The organism is Bradyrhizobium sp. Mp19 (genome assembly GCF_029952935.1).
Taxonomy (GTDB): Bacteria; Pseudomonadota; Alphaproteobacteria; order Rhizobiales; family Xanthobacteraceae; genus Bradyrhizobium; species Bradyrhizobium elkanii.
Map to the genome: position 1 here is coordinate 1 of NZ_JASAUT010000067.1, position 23,322 is coordinate 23,322.

Below are 23,322 nucleotides of genomic sequence, written 5' to 3' on the forward strand. Positions count from 1 at the left end.
TCGCCCGTAATTTTTTGGCCGCTGTTCATCTCGCCGCTCTCGTCGCATATTGGCTCAATTGAGTCTGGACCCTAGGTGAGTTCGTCGAGCCGAAGCTCGAACATGAGCGGAAAAAGCTGCAAGCTCTTCGAAGCGAAGCCGACGGCGCGGTTCAAGGTCAGATTGAGGAACAAGAGCAGTTTGTGCAGGAGCTGCAGGGCTTGCGGGACGAGGTGAAACGGGTCGTCCCGCTCTGGAAACCGATGCTCGACGACGGCATCGCCATCAACTTTGCTCCGCTTTGGAGGCTGGTGCCGCAAAATCGTTCTCTCCAGAGGGAGTTGAAGACCGTTTGGGAAGCTTTGCAGCGAGGCGACCTGGACTGGTCTCACCTCGCGATGCATTTTTGGCCGGAGCGCGTTGTTCCCAAGTGTGCTGCCGATCGTAGTCTTGCCATTGCCCATGGTCTTGAAGACATTTTCTGGCTGAAAGATGGGGAAGGCAAATGGACGGCCCACGACAAGCCGACCAAGTCCATTGCCAAGCTAGTGGTGGACCGCTCATCTGCAGGCGTTAAGGCGGCGCTCAAATCCTTGATCGAGGCGCCCGACATCATCACCGTCACGAAGCGAACTCGCAAGTCAAAGGCGGCCTGAGTAGGACGATGCACCCCCTCCACGACTACATCGCCAATCATATCGGCGACCGCATCAAGGATCGTCGCGTCGTCGTGATGTACGACAAGCGCGAGGAGCTGCGCCCTTTCTTCGCAGAGATCGCAGACGGCAGGAAAGTGGGCGACGCCCCCGTGGCGGTCAGCTTCGGCCGGCGCAAAGCTAATCTCTACGTCTTTGATGGCTCCTTCCTGAAGGCGCGTTTTGCCGTCGAGAACCTGACGAACGGCGACCAGCCCGATGATGTTGTTGTCTACGTTCCGGGTCTCGACCGCGACGCTAAAGGCTCTCTGCTGATGGAATTGGAGAAGGCAGGCACCTTCTATCAGCAGCCGGCACTGAAGCAGTTCGCCAGGCTGGTTCTCCGAAAGCGCTTTACCGATGTCGCCATCGACGAGATGCTGAGGTCGGACCATCTCACCTACGTCGATTTGGCGGGCATGGCGAAAGACGACGGTGGGGGCAGTCAAGGGACGTCGCTCCTGAAGAGCGTGTTCGGCAACTCGGACACGGTCGCGATCGTCACGGATTGGTTGGGCGGCACCTCCTTCGACGCCGACATCCAGGCGAAGGGGGCCCTCGGAGAGCTTCGGGATGCCGCCCTCGCGAGGATTGGTCTCGCGTTGCCACCGGATGCGACATTGGCTCGGGCGCGCCAGATCGCCCTCCGATATGTGCTGGCCAACGACTTTCGGTCTGATTTGGCACCCAAAGCTGAACTCCAAGGCGAGGCAGCGGCAGCCATCAAAAACGTGCCCGAGCCCAAGAACAACGATCATCAGAAGGCGATCCGAGAAGTCGCCAAGCGCCTCCGGGAGCGCCATGCGACGGCCTACGTCGAAGCCGCTGACAAGATCGAGATCGAGCTCGGCTTTTCGGCCACGTCGGTAAGCGGTACGTCGCTCGGCTCGATCGACACCTTCAGGTTCGAGGAGGGCGCCGTGGTCGCGGCCTGCTTCGGCCTCGTCGCTTCGGAGAAATTCGAAGAGGCCAGCGCCCTCATGGATTCGCGTGAGAGCAGCTTCTGGGTCAACCGGGAGGTCACGCGAAAGTCGGTCTGGGCCGTCTGTAAGCTGATGGTCGACCTTGGCCTGGTCGCCGCAGCGGTAGACGCGACGATCGCGAAGGCCAACGGCAACCCTTCCACCTGGATCGACCGCTACGTGTCGGATAAGGACGGCTGGTACGCGCTCGACCAGGCGCAGCGGCGGCTGGAGGCATTTCTCTCAACCGTGGACGATGGGATCGACGAGCGGGCCGTGGTGACAATCCGGACCGTCTACGAAAACGCCGTTCGTCGCATGAGCGAAGGCTTCCTGAAGGCGCTCCAGAAGGCCGACTGGACGGTCCCGGGTGTTCTGCAGCAGACCCGAATCTGGTCGGATGTGGTGGCGAGCCGCCCGGTCCCCGTCGCCTACGTCATGGTCGACGCCATGCGGTTCGAGATGGGGCACGAACTCATCGGCCGTCTCACGCGAGCCTCGGAGGTCCAGATTCGCCCCGCGATGGCGGCCCTTCCGTCCATCACCCCGGTCGGCATGGCGGCGCTGCTTCCGGGGGCCTCGGCGACTTTCTCGGTCGTCGCAACCAAGGACAAGCTCGGAGCGTCGATCGACGGCGTCTTCTTGCCGGACCTTGCGGCTCGCCAAAAATTCCTGAAGTCGCGCGTGCCGGACCTCGTGGACCTGACGCTCGATGAGGTCATTTCGAGCAGCACGAAGGCGTTGCAGAAGAAGGTCGGCAACTCGAAGGTCATCATCATCCGATCCACGGAGATCGATGCCGCCGGCGAAAATGCCACCACCACGACGTATGCCCGCCGGGTCATGGACAACGTCGTCGAAGACCTCGCCCGGTGCCTCGGCCGTCTAGCGGCCATCGGGATCGGGGAGGCGGTCGTGACGGCGGATCACGGCCATCTCTTCTTCGCCGCCGATCGCGATCCCTCCATGCGCCTGGATACGCCTGGCGGCGATCCGATCGATCTGCATCGTCGCTGCTGGGCGGGCCGGGGCGGCTCCACGCCGCCGGGAGCAGTGCGCGTCCCGGGCGCCAAGCTCGGTTACGCCACGGACCTTGACTTCGCGTTCCCCGCCAGCACGTCCGTCTTCAAGAGCGGAGGCGATCTCGCCTACCATCACGGCGGCACTTCGCTGCAGGAAATGGTCATTCCGGTCATCGCCGTGAAGCTGAAGGTCGACGGCAGCGCCAAGGCGGAAAAGGACGCCGTAACCCTCACGCACGACTTCGACACGGTGACGAACCGCATCTTCACGGTCCAGATCGAGCTGGGTGCGGCTTCCAAGGATCTCTTCGCCGGCGCCCGCAAGGTTCGCCCGCTCGTCGTATCCGACGACCGCCCGGTCGCCCGTGCAGCCATTGCGACCGGCGTCACCCTGGCGGACGGTGTCCTGACCTTGCCGCCTGCGGTCAAGGCGAACGTCGGCTTCATGTTGACGGACGACACGGTCAAACACGTCCGCATCCAGGTTTTGGACGCAGAGACCGACGCCGTCCTGTACGTTTCCAAGAAAGACATCCCCGTTCGTTTGGGAGTTTAAGTGATGAGTAACGTTCCCGCACGCGATGCGCTCGATGAAAAGGTCAACCGCACCTTCGCCGGCAAGGTGGTCCGAAAGGACCTTGTCCGGAAGGTGAAGGTCGGCGCCAACGTGCCGGTCTTCGTCCTTGAGTTCCTCCTTGGGAAATACTGTGCATCGTCCGATGAGATGGCCATCCAGATGGGCCTGCAGGTCGTCAACGACACGCTGGCCAACAACTACATCCGCTCCGACGAGTCGATGAAGGCCCAGAGCAAGGTTAAAGAAAAGGGAAGCTGGACGTTCATCGACAAGGTCAAGGTCCGCCTGGTCGACTCCGACTATTGGGCGGAGCTGAGCAATTTCGGGAACAAGTTCGTTCATATCCAGAACCAGTACGTCAGGGACTACGAACGCCTGCTGACCGGCGGCATCTGGGCCCAGGTCGACATGCGCTTCGAATACGACGAGGAGGGCAAGGGAAAGAACCCCTTCTGGATCGAAAAGCTGACGCCGATCCAGATCGCGGCATTCGACCTCGCCGAGTACCAGCGCCTCCGGGCCGAATTCACAACGGACGAGTGGATCGACCTGATCCTCCGCAGCATGGGCTATGAGCCCGGAGAGATGACGAAGCGCCTGAAGCTTCTCTTCCTGACGCGGCTGATCCCGCTCTGCGAGCGCAACTACAACCTGGTCGAGCTGGGCCCGCGCGGCACCGGCAAGAGCTACGTCATCCAGGAGGTTTCGCCGTACGCCGCCCTCATGACCGGTCCGACCACGGTCGCCAACCTGTTCGGACACATGGGCGGCCGGGCGAAGGGTCTCGTCCAGATCTGGGACGTCGTCGGCTTCGACGAGGTGGCCGACCTGGAGAAGATGCCCAAGGAGGTCATCACCACGATGAAGACCTACTGCGAGTCGGGATCGTTCCAGCGTGGTCAGGAAGCCGCGTCCGGAGAGGCCGGCATCGCGTTGTTCGGCAACACTCAGCAGCCGATCGACGTCATGGTCCAGACTGGACACCTGTTCGAGCCGATGCCCGAGGTGATCCGGGACGACATGGCCTTCATCGATCGGCTGCACTTCTATCTCCCCGGTTGGGAGGTCCCGAAGATGCGCAACGATCTCTTCACCGACCACTACGGCTTCGTCGTGGACTACCTTGCCGAAGCGCTCCGCGAGCTGCGTCGCCACAATTTCACGGAGATCTGCGATCGCCATTTCACGATGGGGTCTCATCTGATCACGCGCGACCGCAAGGCGGTCAAGAAGACCGTTTCGGGGCTGATGAAGATCATCCATCCGAGCGGGGAGGCCACCCAAGACGAGATCGCCGAACTCCTGGAGTTCGCGATGGAGGGCCGGCGCCGGGTGAAGGAGCAGCTCAAGAAGATGGGCTCGTTCGAATACTACCACACGTCATTCAGCTACACGCTGAACGACACCGGCGAGGAACGGTTCGTCGGCGTCCCCGAGCAGGGCGGCCGCAACATGATTTCGGCCGATCCCCTCCCGCCTGGCAGTGTCTACACGGCGGCCGTCGCTCCAGACGGCACCGTCGGGATGTACCGCGTCGAAGTCTCGGTCTCGTCGGGATCCGGCAAGCTGAAGACGGCCGGCGGCGTCAACGGTCTCACAAAGGAATCGATCAACCGGGCGTTCAGCTACATGCTCGCCAAGAAAGGCGAGCTTTCCATCGCCCGCGAGCTCGACGTTTCGGACCTCCATGTGGAGGTCATCGACCTCATGAACAACCGGGTCGAGGGCGAGATCGGGTTGGGCTTCTTCATCGCGGCATTTTCCGCGCTCAAGAAGGCTCCGCCGTCCCCGGCGATGCTGGTCGTGGGAGACCTGAGCGTCCAAGGCAACATCAAGGGCCTGCGCTCGTTGGCGGAGCCGCTGCAGCTCGCCATGGACAACGGGGCCAAGCGGGCCCTGATCCCGATCGAGAACAAGCGGAGCTTCCTGGAGGTGACCGGCGACGTGGTGGAACACGTCGACCCGATCTTCTTCGGAGACCCCAAGACGGCGGCCTTCAAGGCTCTCGGGATCAATTGAGTGGTCTGTCGTCGGCGGAAACGGGGCAAGGAAGCGAATGAGTCGAAAGGGACACTTCATGGGAGGCGGCACGGCCGTAGGTCCGCGGGATCCGACGTGGTTCAGCAAGGGCTCTACGCGGAGGCCGCCAAACGACAGCGCGCCCAGACCGCCGTTGTCGACGGCAGAAGAAGCTGCCTTTCAGGCCTTCAAGGAGGAGCGTGAATCCGGCAGCAGGCTGATCCGGAAGGGCGAGGCGGAATCGTCCAAGAAGCGCTTCCGCAAGACCAAGCCCGCCAAGCAGAAATCCGGGCGCTGAACTGGCCGGTGTCGGGTTAGCGCGCGGCGATCTCCGCACACCGCTGGCGGGCGTAGTCCCAAGCCGAGAACTTGATCGGCGCGTCCCCGGCCCCGTCGGGAACGACGAAGGGATCCTCGCCGAACAACGTGTAGCTCTCGAAGAGAGCATCGGCCGTCATGCCCGGCTTGAAGGCGTCGGCTAGGTATCCGTCCACGATCGCTCGACAGGCGGCGACCGCTTCCTCTGAGGTCGCGAAGACGCCGTGCTTCACGCGCTCAGATTGGTCCTGGTAGTGGAAATTATCGTCGATCAGGACCTGATAGGCCATCCTATCCTCGCCCTCCATTCGGGGCCGTCGCCACAACCATTGTATGCGAACGCCAACTTCTACGAAAAACTCTCATCAATTTGCGGGTTTGGACCTTTCTTGTGCCTGAGCAGGATGATCCGGATCTGGTTGCTGCGACGCAACATAAAAGAAGATGGGGAGCAGTATTTCTCCGGTAGCTTGCGGTCTTGAAACCTCACAACCGCGCGTCCATATGGAACTTCGTTAAAATTTTAGCAATCTCGGGCGGGGTTCCCAACCGACAAGATCACCGACCGGCAGGCGCTTGCGTCCGCCGGAAAAGTTTTTGCGCGAACAAAACATGATCGGGTCGGCCGGGCCGGTCCCGCAGGAGGACAACTTGGCAACGCTGACGTTCCACCCTCTCAACAATGCGGATTGCACCCGCATCGATCTCAAGGACGGGCGCAAGATCCTGGTGGATTACGCCGATATGCGAAACGCGGACAACCCGAGCGACCCTTGCATCGATCTTCCGACCGCTCTGCGCCAGGACCTTCGGGTCGTCGAGCGGGACTACTTCGACATCGTGTTGTTCACCCATCTCGACAAGGATCACACGAACCGCGCCGGCGATTTCTTCCATTTCGAGCGATTTTCGACTCGCCAAGGTGCCGGCCGTATCAAAATGCGCGAGCTCTGGGTGCCGGCGGCCGCGCTCACGGAAGAGGGTTTGGACGGCGATGCCCAGATCATTCGCCAGGAGGCTCGCCACCGTTTCATCGAGGGCAAAGGCATCCGCGTGTTCTCGCGGCCTGGTCGCCTCAAGGACTTCTGCGAAAAGAACGGGATCCGCCTTGAGGATCGCCTTCATCTGGTCACCGACGCCGGAAAGTTGGTGCCTGGCTTCGACAACCTGAACGCCCCGGGCGGCATCGAGATCTTCGTCCACAACCCGATGGCCTGGCGGCTCAACGACCGCGAAGTTGAGGAGCGGAACGACGACGCCGTGGTTTTCCAAGCCACGTTCCGGGAAGGGGCAACCGATACCAGAGTGCTCTTCGCATCCGACGTGGACGACATCTCGCTCGGGCACATCGTCCAGACTTCGAAGGCGCACGGCAATCAGGATCGGCTGCGCTGGCACGTATTCAAGATTCCGCATCACTGTAGCTACAAGTCGCTGAATTCGGCCGACAAAGGCGTCGATAAGACCGTGCCGATCGAAGACGTTCGCTGGCTCTGCGAAGAAGGCGCCGAGCCCCATGGCATCATGATTTCCACCAGCGAGATCATTCCCGGCAAGGGGACGCCACGCGATAAGGACGTGCAGCCCCCGCATCGGCAGGCGGCCGCGTACTATCAGGATGTCGTGAACGCGATCGACGGGCAGTTCGAGGTCACCATGGAGAACTCCCCGCTGCGCAATCCGAAGCCGAGCCAGGTCAGCATCACCACCGCCGGCGCCGCCTTCGTCGCGATGGCCTCCATCCCCGGCGACTACGCCGCCGCCAGGACGATGCGAGCTGGCTGATGCCGTTGCGCCCGCTTTCGGAGCAATTCGGCGAGACCGTCGAGTGGGAAGCTTTGCGAAACGCGAAGTCCCACTCGGTCGCTCGCTTGATCTGCGATTTTGGGACGCAAGGATACCGCTTCGTCGAGGCTCGGCGTTCCGGGTCCGGCGACGAGACTATCATCGTCAATGTGCACGTGAACCGGCCACAGCTTTACGTGCATCCGCTAAAGGCCGTCGAGCTCCTTGCTCTTCACTTCCCTGCAGACGACCGTCAGCCCACGATTCTCGCTCTTCGGGACGATTTTCCCGACGTCCCGCACACGAATCCCGGGCACAGGGACGATCCTCGTAGCCTCTGCATCGACGACCGACCCTGGACTGAAGCCAAGCTAAACTGGACCCCCTCAGACTTCCTGGTTCGGATCCACATCTGGCTCGGCAAGACGGCACGTGGCGAGCTTCATGGTGACGTGCGCGCACCAGAGCCGCTTTTCGTCGCGGCAGGTCCAGTCGTCATCGTCGACCGCACTCTTATCGACGCGGCCGGGACGGGACCTACGGAGTTGGCAGTTCACCGCGCCGATGCGGAGATCAACAGAGAGATTCTAATCGCGACTTTGCCATCGACGCCCCTTCCGTTCCCACGGCTTGGCATCGCCCTAATCGCGATAGTCGCAGAGCGGCGGGAGATGGGAGCTCTACGCTTCCCGCCTCGCACTCTTGGCGAATTGGCAGATGAACTCGGCGACATTGGCCTCAAAGCGCTCATTCGGGCCAGGATCCTCGAATGGACCAGCCACGCTTGGAACAAAGGGACGCAGCCGCAGCGAGACCCCGACCAGTTGGGATGGCGGCTCGGGATCCTCGTTGCGTTTCCCGTCGCGACCGAGAGCGGCGACAAGGTCGGGATCCTGGATGTGAAGGCCTTTATGACCTTCGAGACCGTGGCCCAGATCGGCGTGAAGATGGGATGCCTCGAAGAAGCTAATGGACTTCACGCCCGGTCTCTAACGACGCGCGACAGTGCGGCCGCCGACGCAGTCGAGCTCGTTTGCGGCGAGGTTCACTTCGGCCACGACAGAAAACTCGCATCCCAGATTTCGGGAGCCAAAGGCGTGGACTTGCGACGCGCCGTGCTCGTTGGCGCGGGCACGGTCGGCTCCCACGCGGCAGCAAACCTCGCGAGGGAGGGTCGCTACACCTGGGACGTGATCGATGGCGACTACCTTCTTCCTCACAATGTCCCGCGCCATGTACTGCCTAGAGCCGAGGTCGGGCGCTCCAAGGCCGCCGCCCTCGCGCGCTTCCTGGACGGGATGAACAGATATCCGGAGCAGTCCGGCCATCTAACCGCGGATGTTCTCTCCAACGACCCATCGACGGAGGCCGCGGTCAAATCGAAGCTGGAGACGGCGGACATCATCATGGACGCGTCTGCCTCCATCGCCGTATCCCGCCGGCTGGCCGCATGGCCGGACACCATGACGCGGCGCCTGAGCTTCTTCTTCAACTCCGACGGCACCGACGCGGTGCTCCTCGTCGAGCCGAACGACCGCTCGACCTCTCTGCGAGAATTGGAGGCGCAACATTACGCCATGGTCGCTCAAGTTCCCGCTCTGCGGGGACATCTTCACACTTCCGAGGCGACCATCGCCTACTCGGGTGCCTGCAGGCAAGCGACCAATCGGATGCCGGAAACTCGAGCCGCGCTGCTGTCGGCTCTCATCGCCGGGGCCATCCCGGGTGCGCTGTCCACCGAACAGGGCTCGATATCGATCTGGCGCACGAAGGATGGCGCAGTGGAACGCGTCAGCGCCTCCGCCGGAAAATGGCAGCGTCTCGCGATTGACGATTGGTCCATCGTCCTCTCCGACGACGTGGCCAAGGCGATCGCAGGATTCCGAGAGCAGCACCTGCCAGCGGAAACAGGCGGCGTCCTCCTCGGCGTTTTGGACATGGAAGCGCACTCCATCCATGTCAGCGTCGCACTCGAACCTCCTTCCGACAGCAAGGGCAGCGAGAGCGAGTTCGAACGAGGCGTGTCCGGACTCCGCTCGCGGATTGCCGCGATCACCGAGCAGACAGGTGGACAGCTAGTCTACGTCGGCGAATGGCATTCTCATCCGAAAGGCTATGCGGCTATGCCCAGCCCGAAGGACCTCCTTCAACTCGCCGAATTGGCCGAACTTTTGGACATGAACGGCGTGCCCGCGCTGATGGGAATCGCAAACGACGACGGCGTACGGATCCATTCCGCTACCAAACCCGACGTCGATCTTCCCGTTTCGCTGATCATCGTCAAGGAGGCGACCGATGAGCGAGCCTGATTTCGGCGCACAGCAGCCGCTGAAACTAGGCCTCGCCCTCTCCGGTGGAGGCGTGAGGGCCGCCGCCTTTCATCTCGGTGTGTTGAAGCGCCTCGCCGACGAACACCTCATGGAGACGGTTACTGCCCTGTCGACCGTCTCGGGCGGCAGCCTCATCACCGCGGCCATCGTATCCCATGCCGGCATGAGATGGCCGACCTCGGCCGAATTCAAGCAGACCATCTTCCCGGAACTTCGACAGATCCTATCCGCCACCGATCTCTTCAGTCTGAGCGCGATCGGCTGGAGCGGAGTCTTGGAATTCAATCTGCGACTGCTTCGCCATCGTGCCTCCGTGTTGGCGACACTGCTAGAACGGCGGTGGGGTGTCCGTGGCAAACTGACTGAACTTCCCGACGAACCGACTTGGCTGATCAACACCACCTGCTTTGAAACGGGAAAGAACTGGCGCTTTGCCAAGCGAGAGATGGGTGACTGGAAATTCGGAAGGCACTACGACCCCGACGTGCCGTTGTCGTCGGCAGTCGCCGCATCCGCAGCGGTCCCGTACGCCATCGGAGCTCTGCGAATCGCGCTGCCGAAGGACGGATGGTGGGACACCGACCCGGCGACGAGAAAGCCGACCCGCAAGAAAGCCCCACCCTTTGAAGTGGTGCGCCTTTGGGACGGTGGTGCCTACGAAAATCTCGGCCTCGAGTTCTTCCACAAGCCTGGAAAGGGCTTGGCGAGATCCGACTTCCTCATTTGCAGCGATGCTTCGGGCCCCCTTGGCCCGCCGACTCGGTCCAAACTTGCCGCACTGGCAAGCGGCCGCCTGGCTTCACCTCGACTCTTCGACATCGCAAGTGATCAGATTCGTTCGCTTCGAAGCCGAATGCTGGTTGCGGATCTCACGACAGGGGCCGTGCCTGGCGTGCTGGTCCGCATGGGAAATTCTGTTCGAGAGGTGGACATAAAGGCCTCGGCGGACCGGCCCTTAGGCTTTTACGACGCAGTTCAGCCTGATCAAGAAGCGGCTGCTGCCGCGGGCCATCCAACCGACTTGAAGGCTCTTGGCGAACAGGGTTTCGACCGTCTCGCTCGACATGGACACGAAGCCGCCGACATCACCCTCACTACGTACGCCACCAAACACTTTGGCCGTTCGCTTTCTTGGGAGCCGATCGCATGTTGAAAGGTGTAGTAACGCGCTTTCGCGCCTTCCAGCTCGGTTGCCCTGGCTCGTCCTTCTCCTACTTTGCGGGTGGGCACTTCACCGTGATCGAGGGTCGATTGACCGACGTGAATCGGCGGACGCTCATGCACGAAATGGAGATCTGCGGTGTCGAGTACGCAGACTCTCTCGACATAACCAGTTGGGACTCTGACCACTGCAACAAGCACGAACTGCAGGAACTGCTCGATCTCATCCGTCCAGCCGAAATCGAGTGCCCCGGATACAATCCCTACAGCGATCATGGGGAAGGCTGTCTCGAGATCATCGCCGACTATCAGAGCCGTCGAGCGCCGCGCAATCGAATACCAGAGATCGAGCACATCACGCCGAAGTACATAGAGGCTCTCGATAAGGCCTCGGCGGCCGCGTACCGAAACACCTTCTACAATCCCAAGCACATTGATCAGGAGTGCGCGAACAACAATTCCACAGTCAAACACTTCAGGAAGGGTAGCTTCAACGTGCTCAGCCTTGGCGACGTTGAATGCTCCATGATCTCCTCCAGACTGCGCCGCGCTCCGATTCTCAGATCAGAGACGGACGTCATGATTCTCGCTCATCATGGCGCTGATAACGGATTTACGACGAAGCCCTTCCTTTCACATCTTGAGCCTAGCCTCGCAATTTGCTCGTCGAACTACGACAACCAGTACGATCATCCTCGCGACGAGATAAAGGAGCTCCTCTGGAAGCAAGGCATCGCTCTCATGACGACCAAGACCGGCGATGTTGTCGTCAGATCCATTGGAGACCATACGGGGGAGTTCCTCGCCGTAAACCTCAAATCGGATTCTGAAGAGGTTTCGTCCACCAAGCGCTACGTATCGAAGAAGAGGCGGTTGCTTAACATGAACAATGACACGTTGCGGCAACGCTACAACGGCCGGCGCTCATTTCCCCGTTGATCGCTGGGGATGTTCGCACCGCGTCCTACGTCGCCACAATCGCCTCGCGCGCGGCTTCGTAGAACCGCCTCACGCGTTCAAGATCTTTTGCGTGAGAGCCTTCCCTGTCGGTCTTCGTCTTTGAATCCACGCCGGCCGGCCGGACCACGCCGATTGCCTGCGCGACGTTGTCGGGACCCAGTCCTCCGGCGAGGATTACGGAGGTGCCGACCGCTTCGACGATGCGCCTGCTGATGCTCCAATCGTGCGGCACGCCCAGCGCTCCGATCTGCTTATCGGATGGACGGTGGCTGTCTAGGAGCAGGTAGTTCGCAATGCCTTCGTAGGTTCGAGCTATGTCGATGCTCTCCTCGCCATAGACCGGTACGCTCCTCATGATCAAGCTATCCGGCAGCGCCGCTTTGATAGTGGCGATCTGATCCGGAGCGAGCAGCTCGGGCGCTGCGCCAAGGTGGATGATGGCCGGCTTGAGCGCCCGCGCCCATTCGATGATCAAGGCAACACGCGCGGTGAGAAACAGCGCCGAAAATCTCGCCGGCTCCACTATCGCCGCCGCAATTTCCGCCGCCCGGGGGAGCGGCTGTTCGCGCGGAAACTCGCCGTCGCCCACCAGAACCCCAACGTGGTCGATACCGATCTCCGAAACGCCGCGCGCCTCATCCGCGCTTGAGATCTCATAGATCTGGGTCAGCATGGAGCAATCCCTCCCGCCGACCGCGCCGCAAATGCCGGATTCTCGCGGTTTGCAGGCCTCGAAACGTATCTGAGGTTGCAATTTTGAGGCCTCGGCACGCCGAAAAACGTGACACTCTTATGTGTCCTTTGACACTCTTATGAGTCCCACGACAACGGACCAGCGCGCTCTACGGATCGAGCTCTGTATCCCAGTAGAGATAATCGAGCCAGCTCTCGTGCAGATAGTTCGGCGGAAACAGCCGGCCGTTGCGATGCAGCTGATGCACGGTCGGGGCGTAGGGCGTCTGCTTCGGAAACATCTTGGCCTGCTGCGGCGTGAGATTGCCCTTGCGCAAATTGCAGGGCGAGCAGGCGGCGACGACGTTCTCCCAGGTGGTCTGGCCACCCTTGCTGCGCGGAATGATGTGATCGAAGGTGAGATCGTCGCCCGACAGGCAATACTGGCAGCTGAATCGGTCGCGCAGGAAAACGTTGAACCGGGTGAAGGCGGGGTGGGTGGTCGGCTTGACGAAGGACTTGAGGGATACGACGCTCGGCAGCTGGATTTCGAAGGAAGGACTTCGTACCGCCCGGTCGTAATATTCGACGATGTTGACACGATCGAGGAACACCGCCTTGATCGCGTCCTGCCAGGACCAGAGCGACAGCGGGTAATAACTCAGCGGCCGGAAGTCCGCATTCAAGACCAGCACCGGCCAACCGCCTTGCGAGACATGTGCGTTCAAATAACGCTCCTGACTCCCATTAGCTGCGAAGCAGCATGCACTCACATACTACAGGCAGCGTGACGGGATTGTGAAGAGCAATGAGCGGCTTATCCGCCGCGCCCTGCCATGTTCCTGCCCCGATTGCCTCCCGCCCGCGAGGCCCGTAAAGGGAGCCGCAAGGCCCTGTCGGCCAGTGACGGACCCTGCCGATGACCACGACCTCAAGCTATCTCGAGGCGCCGCGCCGGTTGCGCGCGTTCGTGCGCGCGCACGAGACGAGCCTTGTGGTGCTGGCGGTGCTGATCGGCGCCATTGGCGGCCTCGTGGTGGCGGTCATGAGCGGCCTCGTCACGGTGCTGCATTCGGTGCTGTTCAATCTGCCGCTCGGCGACCGGTTGTCGAGCCAGCCCAGCATCGATCCCGTGCGCGCGCTCGTGGTTCCCACGATCGGCGGCCTGCTATTGGGATTTGCGTTCCTTCTGTTGCTCCGGGTCCGGCCGGCCCGCGAAATCGACCCGATCGAGGCCAACGCGCTTTACGGCGGGCGGATGTCGTTCCGCGGCAGCGTGATCGTGGCGCTGCAGACGATCTGGTCGAGCGGCGTCGGCGGTTCGGTCGGGCTCGAGGCCGGCTATACCCAGCTCTCCAGCGGCCTCGCCGCCTCGCTCGGCCGCGGCTTTCACCTTCGCCGCAACGACCAGCGAATCATGGTGGGCTGCGGCGCGGCGGCGGCGATCGCCGGCGCCTTCAGCGCGCCGCTTGCGGGCGCGTTCTACGCCTTCGAACTTGTGATCGGCGGCTATACGCCGGCCAGCCTGACCCCGGTCGGCGTGGCGGCGGTGACCGGCTACTTCGTCGCCCATGCCTTCGAGCCGCTGCCGCTCGGCGTCGGCGTCGGAACCGTCGGCGATGTGCTCGGACGGGATCTTGCGATTGCCGCGCTGCTCGGCATGGTCGCGGCCCTGACCGGGATCGCGATCATGCGCGGGGTGACGCTGTGCGAGGCGCTGCTGACCAAGAGCCGGCTCTGGCCGCCGCTGCGGCCGGCGCTCGGCGGGCTTGCGGTCGGCGCGATGGCGCTCTTGACGCCGCAGGTGATGTCGTCGGGCCACGGCGCGCTGCGCTTCGCGGGCATCGTGGCGATGCCGCTTGCCTTCATCGCCGGCGTGTTCGCGCTGAAGGCGGTGGCCTCGATCATCTCGCTCGGCTCGGGCTTCCGTGGCGGATTGTTCTTCGCCACGCTGTTCATGGGCGCGCTCGGCGGCCGGCTGTTCGCGGCCGGCGTCGACATCGTGTGGCCGGGGCTGAACCTCGACCCCAATGCCTATGCGGTGATCGGCATGAGCGCGCTGTCGGCCTCGGTGATCGGCGGCCCGCTCACGATGTCGTTCATCGCGCTGGAGTCCACCGGCAACCTCTGGCTCACCACCGCGGTGCTGGTCGCGGTCATCATCTCGACCACGATCACGCGCGAGCTGTTCGGCTATTCGTTCGCGACCTGGCGTTTGCATCTGCGCGGCGAGACCATCCGCAGCGCCGCCGATATCGGCTGGATCCGCGATCTCACGGTCGGCAAGATGATGCGGCAGGACATGACGACAGTGAACGCCGCGATGCCGATCGAGGCGTTCCGCGAGGAATTCCCGCCGGGCTCGAAGACCCAGGTCGTCGCGGTCGACGGCGAGGGGCATTACGCCGGGCTCGCGCTGGTCGCCGAAGCGCACGCGCCGGATCTCGAGGCCGACAAGGGGCTTGCCGCCATTCTGCGCTACGCCGACGTGGTGCTGCATCCCGGCATGAACGTCCAGGAGGCGATCGCGGTGTTCGACGCTGCCGAAGCGGAATCGCTCGCCGTGGTCGAAGGCGACGGCGACCGGCGGCCGATCGGCCTGCTCACCGAAGCGCACGCCATGCGGCGCTATGCGGAAGAATCCGAGCTGCGCCGCCGCGAGGTGATCGGCGAGATTTGATTGCGCGGGAGCGCTTTTCGACCCGTCATCCTGAGGAGTCGCGAAGCGGCGTCTCGAAGGATGCGCGGCCCCGCTGGTGGCCGTCGACCCTTCGAGACGCGCGCGATGCGCGCTCCTCAGGGTGACGGTGATATAGTAGGCGCTCTGCTTCAATACAGCGCGGCTACCCCGTCACCAGCTCCAGCTTCTGCAGGCATCGCGTCACGCGCACCGCGGCGGGCATCTCGATGTCCGGAAAGCTGGTTTTCCAGTCGGTGACGCCGACCTCGCCGACATAGATGTCGCCGCGTGAATCCAGCGCGATGCCGTGCGGCGCCAGGAATTTTCCGGTCTCGACGCCGGGGCCTTGCTCGCCGCCGAGCCGCGCGATGCGCTTGCCGGTGTGATCCACGATCGACAGCCGCGGACCGAGATTGGGCACCTTGCGATTGACGGCCATGCCGGGGCCGAGCTCGCCGATCACGAAGTTCGGCTGCTTGCCGCCGCCGCAGCAGCACAATGCACAGGGCCGGTGCAGGTTGTTCCACTGCGTCTCGTATTTGCCGTTGCCGTCGAACACCTGGACGCGGTGGTTCTCGCGGTCGGCGACGTAGACCCAGCCATCGGCGTCGGTCGCGATGTTGTGCACGATGTTGAACTGGCCGGGATCGGTGCCGGGCTCGCCCCAGGTCTTGATCAGCTTTCCATCCGGCGTGTATTTGTGGACGCAGGCATTGCCGTAGCCATCGGAGACATAGATCTCGCCCTTCGGCGACAGCGCGGTGTGGGTGCAGCGATGGAACGGCTCGCCGCTCATGAATGGCGCCGGCTTGTTCGGGATGCCGATCGTCAGCAGCACCTTGCCGTCGGTCGAGCATTTGCGCACGGTGTGGTCGCCGTCATCGGTGCAATAGAGATTGTCGTCGGCATCGATGTGCAGGCCGTGGGCGCGCGAGAACACGCCTTCGCCCCAGCTGTTGATGAAATTCCCCTCGCGGTCGAGCACCACCATCGGATGGTCGCCGCGGTTGAAGACATAGACGCGGTCCTTGCTGTCGACGGCGACGGAGGCGACATCGGTCAGGCTCCAGCCGTCGGGCAGCTTTGCGAAGTTCTCCACCACGCGATAGCGGTGTTCGCCGGTGCCGAGGATGGTTGGCATAAGATGTCTCCCCAAGATCGTCATTCCGGGGCGATGCGCAGCATCGAACCCGGAATCTCGAGGTTCCGGGTTCGCTTCGCGCCCCGGAACGACGGCAGGTTTCTACGAAAGATCCGCCCGTGGCCCGACGTCGCGCGGCAACAGGCCTTCCTCGATCGCCTTGATCTGCAGTGCGAGATAGCGCGAGTTGATGCGGCATTGCGCGAGGCTGCCGGCGATGAACCACAGGCCGGGCTGCGGCGTGCGGGTGTACATGTTGCGCAGCTCCTGGCCGTCGCCAAAGCCCCAGATCGGGCCGACGCGCGCGGCCATGGCCTCGCCGAACAGTTTTTTCACCAGCTCTTCCTGCGGCCGGTAGCCGGTCGCGAGCACGATCAGGTCGGCCTCAATCGTCTCGCCGCTCTTCAGACGCGCGCCCTCGCTCACGAAGGTCTCGATGTCGGCGAACTGCCGCAGGGCGACCGCACCGCTCGCGACCAGATCGGAGCAGCCGACGTTGAAGTAATAGCCGCCGCCGCGGGTCAGGTACTTGAACTGCCAGCCGGTGCCGCCATCGCCGAAATCGAGCTTGAAGCCCGTGCGCGCGAGGCCGTCGAGCAGCGGCTTGTCGAGCTCTTTCGACTGCTCGGTCATCAGCACATGGCTGCGCTTGGCGAGCACGAGCGGCATCGAGGTCGCGATCAGATCATTGTCCTCGAGCGTACCTTCATTGTAGGCGGCATAGGCGAGCTGCGCCGACGGCTCGATATTGGTGATCAGCGTCGAGGAGCGCTGCACCAGCGTGACCTCGGCGCCCGAGGAGTGCAGGTCCTGCGCGATGTCGTGGCCGCTGTTGCCGGTGCCGATCACGAGCGCCCGCTTGCCGGTCCAGCTCTCGCCGTCCTCGTAGCGGCTGGAATGCATGACCTTGCCGGAAAAATTCTTCAGGCCGGGGATATCGGGCAGATTGGGGATGCCGCTGACGCCGGTTGCCATCACGACATGGCGCGGCTGCATCTTGCGGGTCGTGCCGTCGGCGCGGCGCAGCTCGACGGTCCAACGCCCCGTTGCGTCGTCATAGCTGCCGCCGACAAATTCCGTGCCGGTCCAGAAGTTCAGCTCCATGGCATCGACATAGGTTTCGAACCAGTTGGCGAGCTTGTCCTTCGGGATGTAGGTCGGCCAGTTCGGCGGGAACGGCATGTAGGGCAAATGATTGACCTGCACCTGGTTGTGCAGGGTCAGCGCGTGATAACGCTTGCGCCAATTGTCGCCGACGCGTGCTTCGCGGTCGACGATCAGCGCGTCGATCTTGAGCTGTTGCAGCCGCGCGGCGATCGCAAGCCCGGCCTGTCCGCCGCCGACCACCAGCACATCAGGGTCGCGGTCGGCATATTCGGCGGATGCCTTGCGCAGGTCGAGCCAGTTGGGGCCGCGGAAGTCGCGCGAATAGGCCTGTCCGCGCGGCCTGGTGTGGCCCTGCTGTTCCTCAAAACCCTTCAGCTCCTCGAGCGCGGTCAGCAAGGTCCAGGCCTTCAGGCGATCGTCGTCGGCGGCATCAGGGATCAGCCGCACGATGCCGTGGCCGCGGCCAACCGCCGTCTCGAATTTGAAGATCGCCTCGATCGCATGGGTACCGGCGCGTGTCACCCGTCGGGGCGGGGCGCGATCGGCATCGATGCGGAAGTCATGCGGCGCGCTGTGACGCGCATGCGCCGGCAGCTCCTCGATGATCGCGAAGGCCCGGTTGACGGTCTGGATGTTCCAGCTCAGCGCCAGCACGTCGCGCCAGTAGCTGTCGGGATGGAATAGCGGCTTCAGCAGCACATCGTCGGGGCTGGCCAGCGCATCTTCGAACTGCACGAGCCAATTGTCGGCGGCGACCGAAATATCGTCCGTCTTGTCGAGCATTGAGCGTTTCTCGTCATCGGCCGCCTTGCTGACGTTTTCTTGGCGGCGTTCCCTTTCCGCAAAGCCTATACCTATTCGAAGGCACGCAGAAAGGGCGCGACGGGATAGCGCCTATTCGGCCAGCGACAGGATCAGGCCTTGATCCGGCGGAACGCGGCCCTGCAGGGTATCGAGATAGGCCTCGCGCACCGCGGCCGGGCCGCGCCGCTCGACCACATCAAGCCATTTCGGCAGATGCGACACGAGCTCGGCCCATGCGGCGCCAAAACGCTGGTCGATGCCGCCGGGACCCCATTCCTTGGCGCGCTTGCGGATCTGGTCCGGGGCGAAGAACCAGACCGGCTTGGCGCCGGGCAGCGTGGGCTCCTCCGCCTCGCTGGCGCGATGCGTCAGCCCGACCCGGCCGGAATAGACCATCTGCGCGCCGAAGTGCCGGTGCAGGGCCTCGCGGAGCGCACTGTTGCCGGCCATGTCGACATAGGCTGTAGGTTCGGCCGACGGGATCGCGGTGACCTGGTCATAAGTGACGACCTCGTCGTAGCAGCCGAGCGAGCTGACGAAATCGACATTGCCCCTGGAGGTTAACCCGATCACCGGGATACCCCGTTTGTGCACGAGATGGGCGAGCCCGAACGCGGTCTTGCTCGATGCCGACGACAGGATGATACGGCGTGCGCCGTAGAACGCATTCTCGGCCAGGAAGTCGTCAACCAGGAAGGACAGCATGAACAGCGGCAGCAGCAGCGCGCGGAAATCGCCCTGCCGGCCGGCATAGGTCGGATCGCCGGAGACGCGGGCATAGGCATTATAGACCGGCGAGACCTCCTGCCGGTGCGCGGCGCCGTCGCGCAGGCCGCGCTTGCTGACGTCGGCCGCCTCGATCACCAGATGGGTCGCCATCGGGAAATAGCCGAACAGCGTTTCGCCGGCTGCGATCATGGGATGTTTCGATGCCAGCACCTCGCCAAAGCCCCACACCGGGATGATGCCGTAGCCGTCAGGCGCCGGGAACAGGTGCCAATATTTCAGCTGCTCGCCGATTACAGCATAGGTGATGTTGTTGGCGGTGAAGGCGAAGCGGGTCACCTTCACCAGCAGCGCATCGGCCGGCAGCGCCGCGGCGTCGGGCAACTGCGCCTCGATCACCTTGCATTGCTGCAGATCGTTGCGGATGACGATGAAGTCGGTCGAGTTCATGGCGGATGATCCGGGCCCTTGGTGCACCGGCATCGTTGCGTCGATCGCCGGCCTTTTGCAACAGCAACTAAGTTTCAAACGCCGTTCGCTTCGCCGTCACATCGCTCAGCCGAGCTGTCCTTCGCGGTAGAGGTCGCGCAGCTTGCGCTTGAATATCTTGCCGGTAGCCTCGCGCGGCAACGCGTCCATGAAGCGGATATCCTTCGGCACCTTGAAATTGGCGAGCTTGTCGCGCAGGAAATCCTGGATCGCCGCAACCGAAAGCGTGCTGCCTGCTTCCGGCTCGACGCAGGCGAACAGCCGCTCGCCGTACTCGTCGTCGGGGACGCCGAACACCGCGCAGTCGCGGACGCCTGCCATGCCGATCAGGGCGTTCTCGATCTCGGCGGGATAGATGTTGACGCCGCCCGAGATCACCATGTCGCGCTTGCGGTCGCACAGGAAAAGATAGCCGTCCGCGTCGAGATAGCCGACATCGCCGACGCTGATCAGGCCGTCGTGATCGGCCTCGGCGCGCGCCTTGGCGTTGCCGTGATAGTCGAAGTCCGAGATCAATGTCTGACGCATGAAGATCTCGCCGGGCTCGCCGACGTCGCATTGCGTCCCGTCGGGCCGGAAGATCTTGACGATGCCACCTTCGATCGCGCGGCCGACGGTGCCGGGCTTGGCCAGCGCTTCGGCTGACGAATGCCAGACCGGGATGCCGGTCTCGGTCGAGCCGAGATATTCGTTGATGACCGGTCCCCACCACTCGATCATCGCGCGCTTGACGTCAACAGGGCAGGGCGCCGCGCCGTGGACGATGAAGCGCAGCGACGACATGTCGTAGCGGCGCCGCATCTCCTCGGGCAGGCGCAGCAGCCGCACGAACATCGTCGGCACCATATGCATGTGGGTGACACGGTGGCGCTCGATCAGTTGCAGCAGATCCTCCGGATCGAACCGCGGCTCGAGCACGATCATGCAGCCGTTGCGGAACGCGAGCATCCCGTAGGAGTGCGGCGCCGAATGGTACATCGGGCCGTTCATCAGGATCACCTGGTCCTCGTTCGGCTTGACGCCGTAGGTGATGGCACCGACGCGCCCGGCCGCCGCCTGCTGCTCTGATGGCATCGGCTTGCGCTTGACGCCCTTCGGCAGTCCTGTTGTGCCCGAGGTGTAGAACATCGGCGCCGCGCCGATCGGCGCGTCGGTCAGTGGTTGGTGCGTCTCGCGCCAGACGTCCCAGTCGGTCATGCCGTCGGGCACGCGGGTGAGCTCCGGCGCGACGCCATAGGCCGCGGCGATCTCCGGTGGCGTCGTCACCACCAGCAGCTTGATTGCCGGCGGCAGGCCGTCGCGGATCTGCGGCAACAGATCGGCGTGGCAGACCAGCGTGTCGGCGCCGCTGTCGGACAGGATGTAGGCGACCTCGTCGGCCTTCAGATGCCAGTTGATCGGCACCGCCGGGCTGCCGAGCGCGGCCGAAGCCGCGACCACCTCGAACAGCGCGAAATCGTTGCGCAGCATCATGCCGACCGGCTTGCCGCCCTGCACGCCAAGCGCCCGGAAGCCGCTTGCCGCCCGCGCGATGCGGGCGTGAATGTCGCCGTAGCTGATCTGTCTGTCGCCGCTGATGATCATGTCGCGCCTCGTCTCCTAGCGATCGTCCAGGATCTCGCCGAAGCTGATCCAGCTCTTGCCGTTGAACCGGCGCAGCCGCAACTGCTGGAACGGCAGGTAGTCGTCCGGCCCGGTCGATACCGTCATGCCCGGCAACAATAGCGGCAGCGGAACGTCGTGCAATGACGCCGCCTGGCGCATGATGTTCTCGCGGCTGAAATCGTTGTTGCACGCCTTCAGTACGGCCATCAGCAGCGTCGCATAGTGATAGCCCGCCGAGTAGTTCGAGTTGCTGAGATCCGCATTGGGCAGGTATTGCTTCATGAAGGCAAGATAGTCCTTCACGGCGGGATCGTCGGCCCATTGCGCGTCCATCGTGTCCTTCTGGTTGCTGGACGAGATCAGGCCGACCGCGTTCTCGAGCCCGGCGGGCTCCAGGAACGAGATCGACGACGCGGAGGTCGGCACCAAGAACAGATCCGGCTTCCAGCCGATCTCGGCCACGCCCTTGATCATCTGCGGCGTGAACTTGCCGAGCACGACACCGAACAGCACATCGGCGCCGGACGCCTTCAGGGTTGCGAGCTGCGAGCTGATGGTGGGCGCCGAAGTCTCGTAGCTCGCTTCCGCGACGATCATGCTCGCGGCCTTGCCGCCGAGCGCACGCTTGAAGCCGGCGACATAGTCGCGGCCGAAATCGTCGTTCTGCGCGAGGATCGCGATCTTCGCGTCAGGCTTGGCCTGCAGCACATATTTGGCATAGACCACGCCCTCGGATTCGTACGATGCCATGCCCGGCATGGTCCACGGATAGGTCTTCGGGTCGGCCCATTTGGTCGCGCCGCTCAGCACGAACAATTGCGGGATCTTCTTGGTGTTGAGATAGCGGTGCACGGCGTTGTTGGTGGCGGTTCCGAGCGAGCCGAACATCACCAGCACCTCCTCCTGCTCCACCAGCTTGCGGGTCTGCTCGACGGTCTTCGGCGGCGAATAGGCGTCGTCCAGCGTGATGAATTTCACCTGCCGGCCGTTGATGCCGCCCTCTGCGTTGACCTTCGCGAAAAACGCCTCCTGGGCGCGGCCGATGGTGCCGAAGCCGGAGACCGGTCCGCTATAGGGCAGCGTCTGGCCGATCCGGATCGCCTCGTTGCCGTTGTCGGCGGCGGCCGTGCTGGTGATCGCGCAGACCGCAAGCGCGGCTGCCAGCGCATGTTGCGCTCGTTTCATGGTTCACTCCCGGACTTTGTGAAACAGCGTCAGGCGCTGGCGCGCAGGAAATCGCTGCGCGCCGCGGCGAACTCGGACTTGAGCCGCGTTACCAGTTCGCCGACCGGCGGGGCATCGGAGATCTGGCCGATGCCCTGGCCCGAGCCCCAGATGTCGCGCCAGGCCTTGGCCTTCATGTTGCCGCCGGAGCCGAAGTTCATCCTGGATTTGTCGGCGACCGGCAGGTTGCCCGGATCGAGGCCTGCCGCCGCGATCGACGGTCCGAGATAGTTGCCGTGCACGCCGGTGAACAGGTTCGAATAGACGATATCGTGCGCGGCGTATTCGGTCAGCGCCTGCTTATACCGGATATCGGCGTTGGCTTCCTCGGTCGCGATGAAGCGGGTGCCGATATAGGCGAGGTCGGCGCCGAGCGCGAGCGCGGATGCGATGCTCCAGCCGTCGGAGATCGCGCCCGACAGCAGGATCGTGCCGTTGAACCATTGCTTGACCTCGCGCACCAGCGCGAATGGCGACAGCGTGCCGGCGTGGCCGCCGGCACCGGCGCAGACCAGGATCAGGCCGTCGACGCCCTGCTCGGCGGCCTTGCGCGCATGCTTCACGTTGATGACGTCGTGGAACACCACGCCGCCATAGGAGTGCGCGGCCTCGACGATTTCGGACGGCGGGCGCAGCGAGGTGATGATCACGGGCACCTTGTGCTTCACGCAGGTTTCCATGTCGCGCATCAGGCGGTCGTTGGACGCGTGGCAGATCTGGTTGACGGCGTAGGGCGCGACCTTCTTCTCCGGATGCAGCGCCTGGTACTCGCCGAGCTCGTTCTCGATCTGGGTCAACCATTCGTCGAGCTTCTCGACCGGACGGGCGTTCAGCGCCGGGAACGAGCCGACGATGCCGGCCTTGCACTGCGCGATCACGAGCTCGGGCCCCGAGACGATGAACAGCGGGGAGCCGACGACCGGCAGTTCAAGCCTGTTGGCGAGCGAAGCGGGCAGCGTCATTTTCGGATCCTCCATGCGCCGCCCGGCCGGCGGCCGGGACGGATCGCGATTTGTTATGATGGCTGGAGCAGCGGCTCTCTTGGCGCGGCAATATAAGGCTGGAC

The 23,322-nt window shown here is 63.3% G+C and carries 18 protein-coding genes; 9 read left to right on the forward strand and 9 right to left on the reverse strand.

Annotated features, from left to right (window positions below):
• Window positions 1–182 precede the first annotated feature (182 nt).
• From QJT82_RS39070 to QJT82_RS39085, 4 genes are all read left to right on the forward strand, one after another.
• Complete coding sequence (locus QJT82_RS39070) at window positions 183–635, forward strand: hypothetical protein (protein ID WP_281446691.1); 453 nt, start codon at window positions 183–185, stop codon at window positions 633–635.
• 8 nt (window positions 636–643) lie between these two features.
• On the forward strand, window positions 644–3,214 hold the full coding sequence (locus QJT82_RS39075; protein ID WP_028340348.1) for a PglZ domain-containing protein: 2,571 nt from the start codon (window positions 644–646) through the stop codon (window positions 3,212–3,214).
• Between the two features lie 3 nt (window positions 3,215–3,217).
• Window positions 3,218–5,254, forward strand: coding sequence for a protease Lon-related BREX system protein BrxL (gene brxL, locus QJT82_RS39080; RefSeq protein WP_028340349.1), 2,037 nt, complete (start codon window positions 3,218–3,220; stop codon window positions 5,252–5,254).
• Window positions 5,255–5,408: 154 nt separating this feature from the next.
• A complete protein-coding gene (locus QJT82_RS39085) occupies window positions 5,409–5,552 on the forward strand; it encodes a hypothetical protein (protein WP_155258460.1) in 144 nt (47 codons plus the stop codon).
• Between the two features lie 16 nt (window positions 5,553–5,568).
• Here QJT82_RS39085 and QJT82_RS39090 read toward each other — a convergent pair whose 3' ends face one another.
• On the reverse strand, window positions 5,569–5,862 hold the full coding sequence (locus QJT82_RS39090; RefSeq protein ID WP_155258461.1) for a hypothetical protein: 294 nt from the start codon (window positions 5,860–5,862) through the stop codon (window positions 5,569–5,571).
• A gap of 361 nt (window positions 5,863–6,223) precedes the next feature.
• Between QJT82_RS39090 and QJT82_RS39095 the strand changes: the two genes are divergently transcribed.
• The 4 genes from QJT82_RS39095 to QJT82_RS39110 all read left to right on the forward strand — a co-directional run bounded on the left by QJT82_RS39095 (window position 6,224) and on the right by QJT82_RS39110 (window position 11,787).
• Entirely contained in the window at window positions 6,224–7,357 is a 1,134-nt protein-coding gene (locus QJT82_RS39095; RefSeq protein WP_028340351.1) for a hypothetical protein, read from the forward strand.
• The gene (locus QJT82_RS39100) at window positions 7,357–9,666 is read left to right on the forward strand and encodes a ThiF family adenylyltransferase (protein ID WP_028340352.1); all 2,310 of its coding nucleotides are present in this window, start codon (window positions 7,357–7,359) and stop codon (window positions 9,664–9,666) included. Before QJT82_RS39095 ends, QJT82_RS39100 begins: the two co-directional genes overlap by 1 nt.
• Window positions 9,653–10,840 (forward strand): patatin-like phospholipase family protein, encoded by a 1,188-nt coding sequence (locus QJT82_RS39105; RefSeq protein ID WP_051447839.1) that lies wholly within the window; start codon window positions 9,653–9,655, stop codon window positions 10,838–10,840. Before QJT82_RS39100 ends, QJT82_RS39105 begins: the two co-directional genes overlap by 14 nt.
• Before the next feature lie 98 nt (window positions 10,841–10,938).
• On the forward strand, window positions 10,939–11,787 hold the full coding sequence (locus tag QJT82_RS39110; RefSeq protein WP_210199783.1) for a hypothetical protein: 849 nt from the start codon (window positions 10,939–10,941) through the stop codon (window positions 11,785–11,787).
• A 25-nt stretch (window positions 11,788–11,812) separates the two neighbouring features.
• On the opposite strand, the gene QJT82_RS39115 is transcribed toward QJT82_RS39110, so the two are convergent.
• Together QJT82_RS39115 and QJT82_RS39120 are read right to left on the reverse strand one after the other, a co-directional pair.
• Window positions 11,813–12,481, reverse strand: coding sequence for a phosphoribosylanthranilate isomerase (locus tag QJT82_RS39115; RefSeq protein WP_051447840.1), 669 nt, complete (start codon window positions 12,479–12,481; stop codon window positions 11,813–11,815).
• 169 nt (window positions 12,482–12,650) lie between these two features.
• The gene (locus QJT82_RS39120) at window positions 12,651–13,208 is read right to left on the reverse strand and encodes an HNH endonuclease (RefSeq protein ID WP_016845270.1); all 558 of its coding nucleotides are present in this window, start codon (window positions 13,206–13,208) and stop codon (window positions 12,651–12,653) included.
• Window positions 13,209–13,399: 191 nt separating this feature from the next.
• On the opposite strand from QJT82_RS39120, the gene QJT82_RS39125 reads away from it, so the two are divergent.
• Window positions 13,400–15,160, forward strand: coding sequence for a chloride channel protein (locus QJT82_RS39125; RefSeq protein WP_028340354.1), 1,761 nt, complete (start codon window positions 13,400–13,402; stop codon window positions 15,158–15,160).
• 163 nt (window positions 15,161–15,323) lie between these two features.
• On the opposite strand, the gene QJT82_RS39130 is transcribed toward QJT82_RS39125, so the two are convergent.
• The 6 genes from QJT82_RS39130 to QJT82_RS39155 form a co-directional block, all read right to left on the reverse strand.
• On the reverse strand, window positions 15,324–16,301 hold the full coding sequence (locus QJT82_RS39130) for a peptidyl-alpha-hydroxyglycine alpha-amidating lyase family protein (protein WP_028340355.1): 978 nt from the start codon (window positions 16,299–16,301) through the stop codon (window positions 15,324–15,326).
• 102 nt (window positions 16,302–16,403) lie between these two features.
• On the reverse strand, window positions 16,404–18,191 hold the full coding sequence (locus QJT82_RS39135; RefSeq protein ID WP_028340356.1) for an NAD(P)/FAD-dependent oxidoreductase: 1,788 nt from the start codon (window positions 18,189–18,191) through the stop codon (window positions 16,404–16,406).
• Window positions 18,192–18,302: 111 nt separating this feature from the next.
• Window positions 18,303–19,388, reverse strand: coding sequence for a DUF2855 family protein (locus QJT82_RS39140; RefSeq protein ID WP_028340357.1), 1,086 nt, complete (start codon window positions 19,386–19,388; stop codon window positions 18,303–18,305).
• Window positions 19,389–19,493: 105 nt separating this feature from the next.
• Window positions 19,494–21,011 (reverse strand): acyl-CoA synthetase, encoded by a 1,518-nt coding sequence (locus tag QJT82_RS39145; RefSeq protein ID WP_028340358.1) that lies wholly within the window; start codon window positions 21,009–21,011, stop codon window positions 19,494–19,496.
• Between the two features lie 15 nt (window positions 21,012–21,026).
• The gene (locus QJT82_RS39150; protein ID WP_028340359.1) at window positions 21,027–22,217 is read right to left on the reverse strand and encodes an ABC transporter substrate-binding protein; all 1,191 of its coding nucleotides are present in this window, start codon (window positions 22,215–22,217) and stop codon (window positions 21,027–21,029) included.
• A gap of 29 nt (window positions 22,218–22,246) precedes the next feature.
• Window positions 22,247–23,218 carry a nitronate monooxygenase family protein gene (locus tag QJT82_RS39155; protein ID WP_028340360.1) on the reverse strand — a complete coding sequence of 324 codons (972 nt, stop codon included), beginning with the start codon at window positions 23,216–23,218 and terminating at the stop codon, window positions 22,247–22,249.
• Between the last annotated feature and the right edge of the window lie 104 nt (window positions 23,219–23,322).

Coding starts and splice junctions, on each gene's coding strand:
- QJT82_RS39075 (WP_028340348.1), top strand. CDS start 644: ATGCACCCCCTCCACGACTACATCGCCAATCATATCGGCGACCGCATC.
- brxL (WP_028340349.1), top strand. CDS start 3,218: ATGAGTAACGTTCCCGCACGCGATGCGCTCGATGAAAAGGTCAACCGC.
- QJT82_RS39090 (WP_155258461.1), bottom strand. CDS start 5,862: ATGGCCTATCAGGTCCTGATCGACGATAATTTCCACTACCAGGACCAA.
- QJT82_RS39100 (WP_028340352.1), top strand. CDS start 7,357: ATGCCGTTGCGCCCGCTTTCGGAGCAATTCGGCGAGACCGTCGAGTGG.
- QJT82_RS39105 (WP_051447839.1), top strand. CDS start 9,653: ATGAGCGAGCCTGATTTCGGCGCACAGCAGCCGCTGAAACTAGGCCTC.
- QJT82_RS39115 (WP_051447840.1), bottom strand. CDS start 12,481: ATGCTGACCCAGATCTATGAGATCTCAAGCGCGGATGAGGCGCGCGGC.
- QJT82_RS39125 (WP_028340354.1), top strand. CDS start 13,400: ATGACCACGACCTCAAGCTATCTCGAGGCGCCGCGCCGGTTGCGCGCG.
- QJT82_RS39130 (WP_028340355.1), bottom strand. CDS start 16,301: ATGCCAACCATCCTCGGCACCGGCGAACACCGCTATCGCGTGGTGGAG.
- QJT82_RS39135 (WP_028340356.1), bottom strand. CDS start 18,191: ATGCTCGACAAGACGGACGATATTTCGGTCGCCGCCGACAATTGGCTC.
- QJT82_RS39140 (WP_028340357.1), bottom strand. CDS start 19,388: ATGAACTCGACCGACTTCATCGTCATCCGCAACGATCTGCAGCAATGC.
- QJT82_RS39145 (WP_028340358.1), bottom strand. CDS start 21,011: ATGATCATCAGCGGCGACAGACAGATCAGCTACGGCGACATTCACGCC.
- QJT82_RS39150 (WP_028340359.1), bottom strand. CDS start 22,217: ATGAAACGAGCGCAACATGCGCTGGCAGCCGCGCTTGCGGTCTGCGCG.
- QJT82_RS39155 (WP_028340360.1), bottom strand. CDS start 23,218: ATGACGCTGCCCGCTTCGCTCGCCAACAGGCTTGAACTGCCGGTCGTC.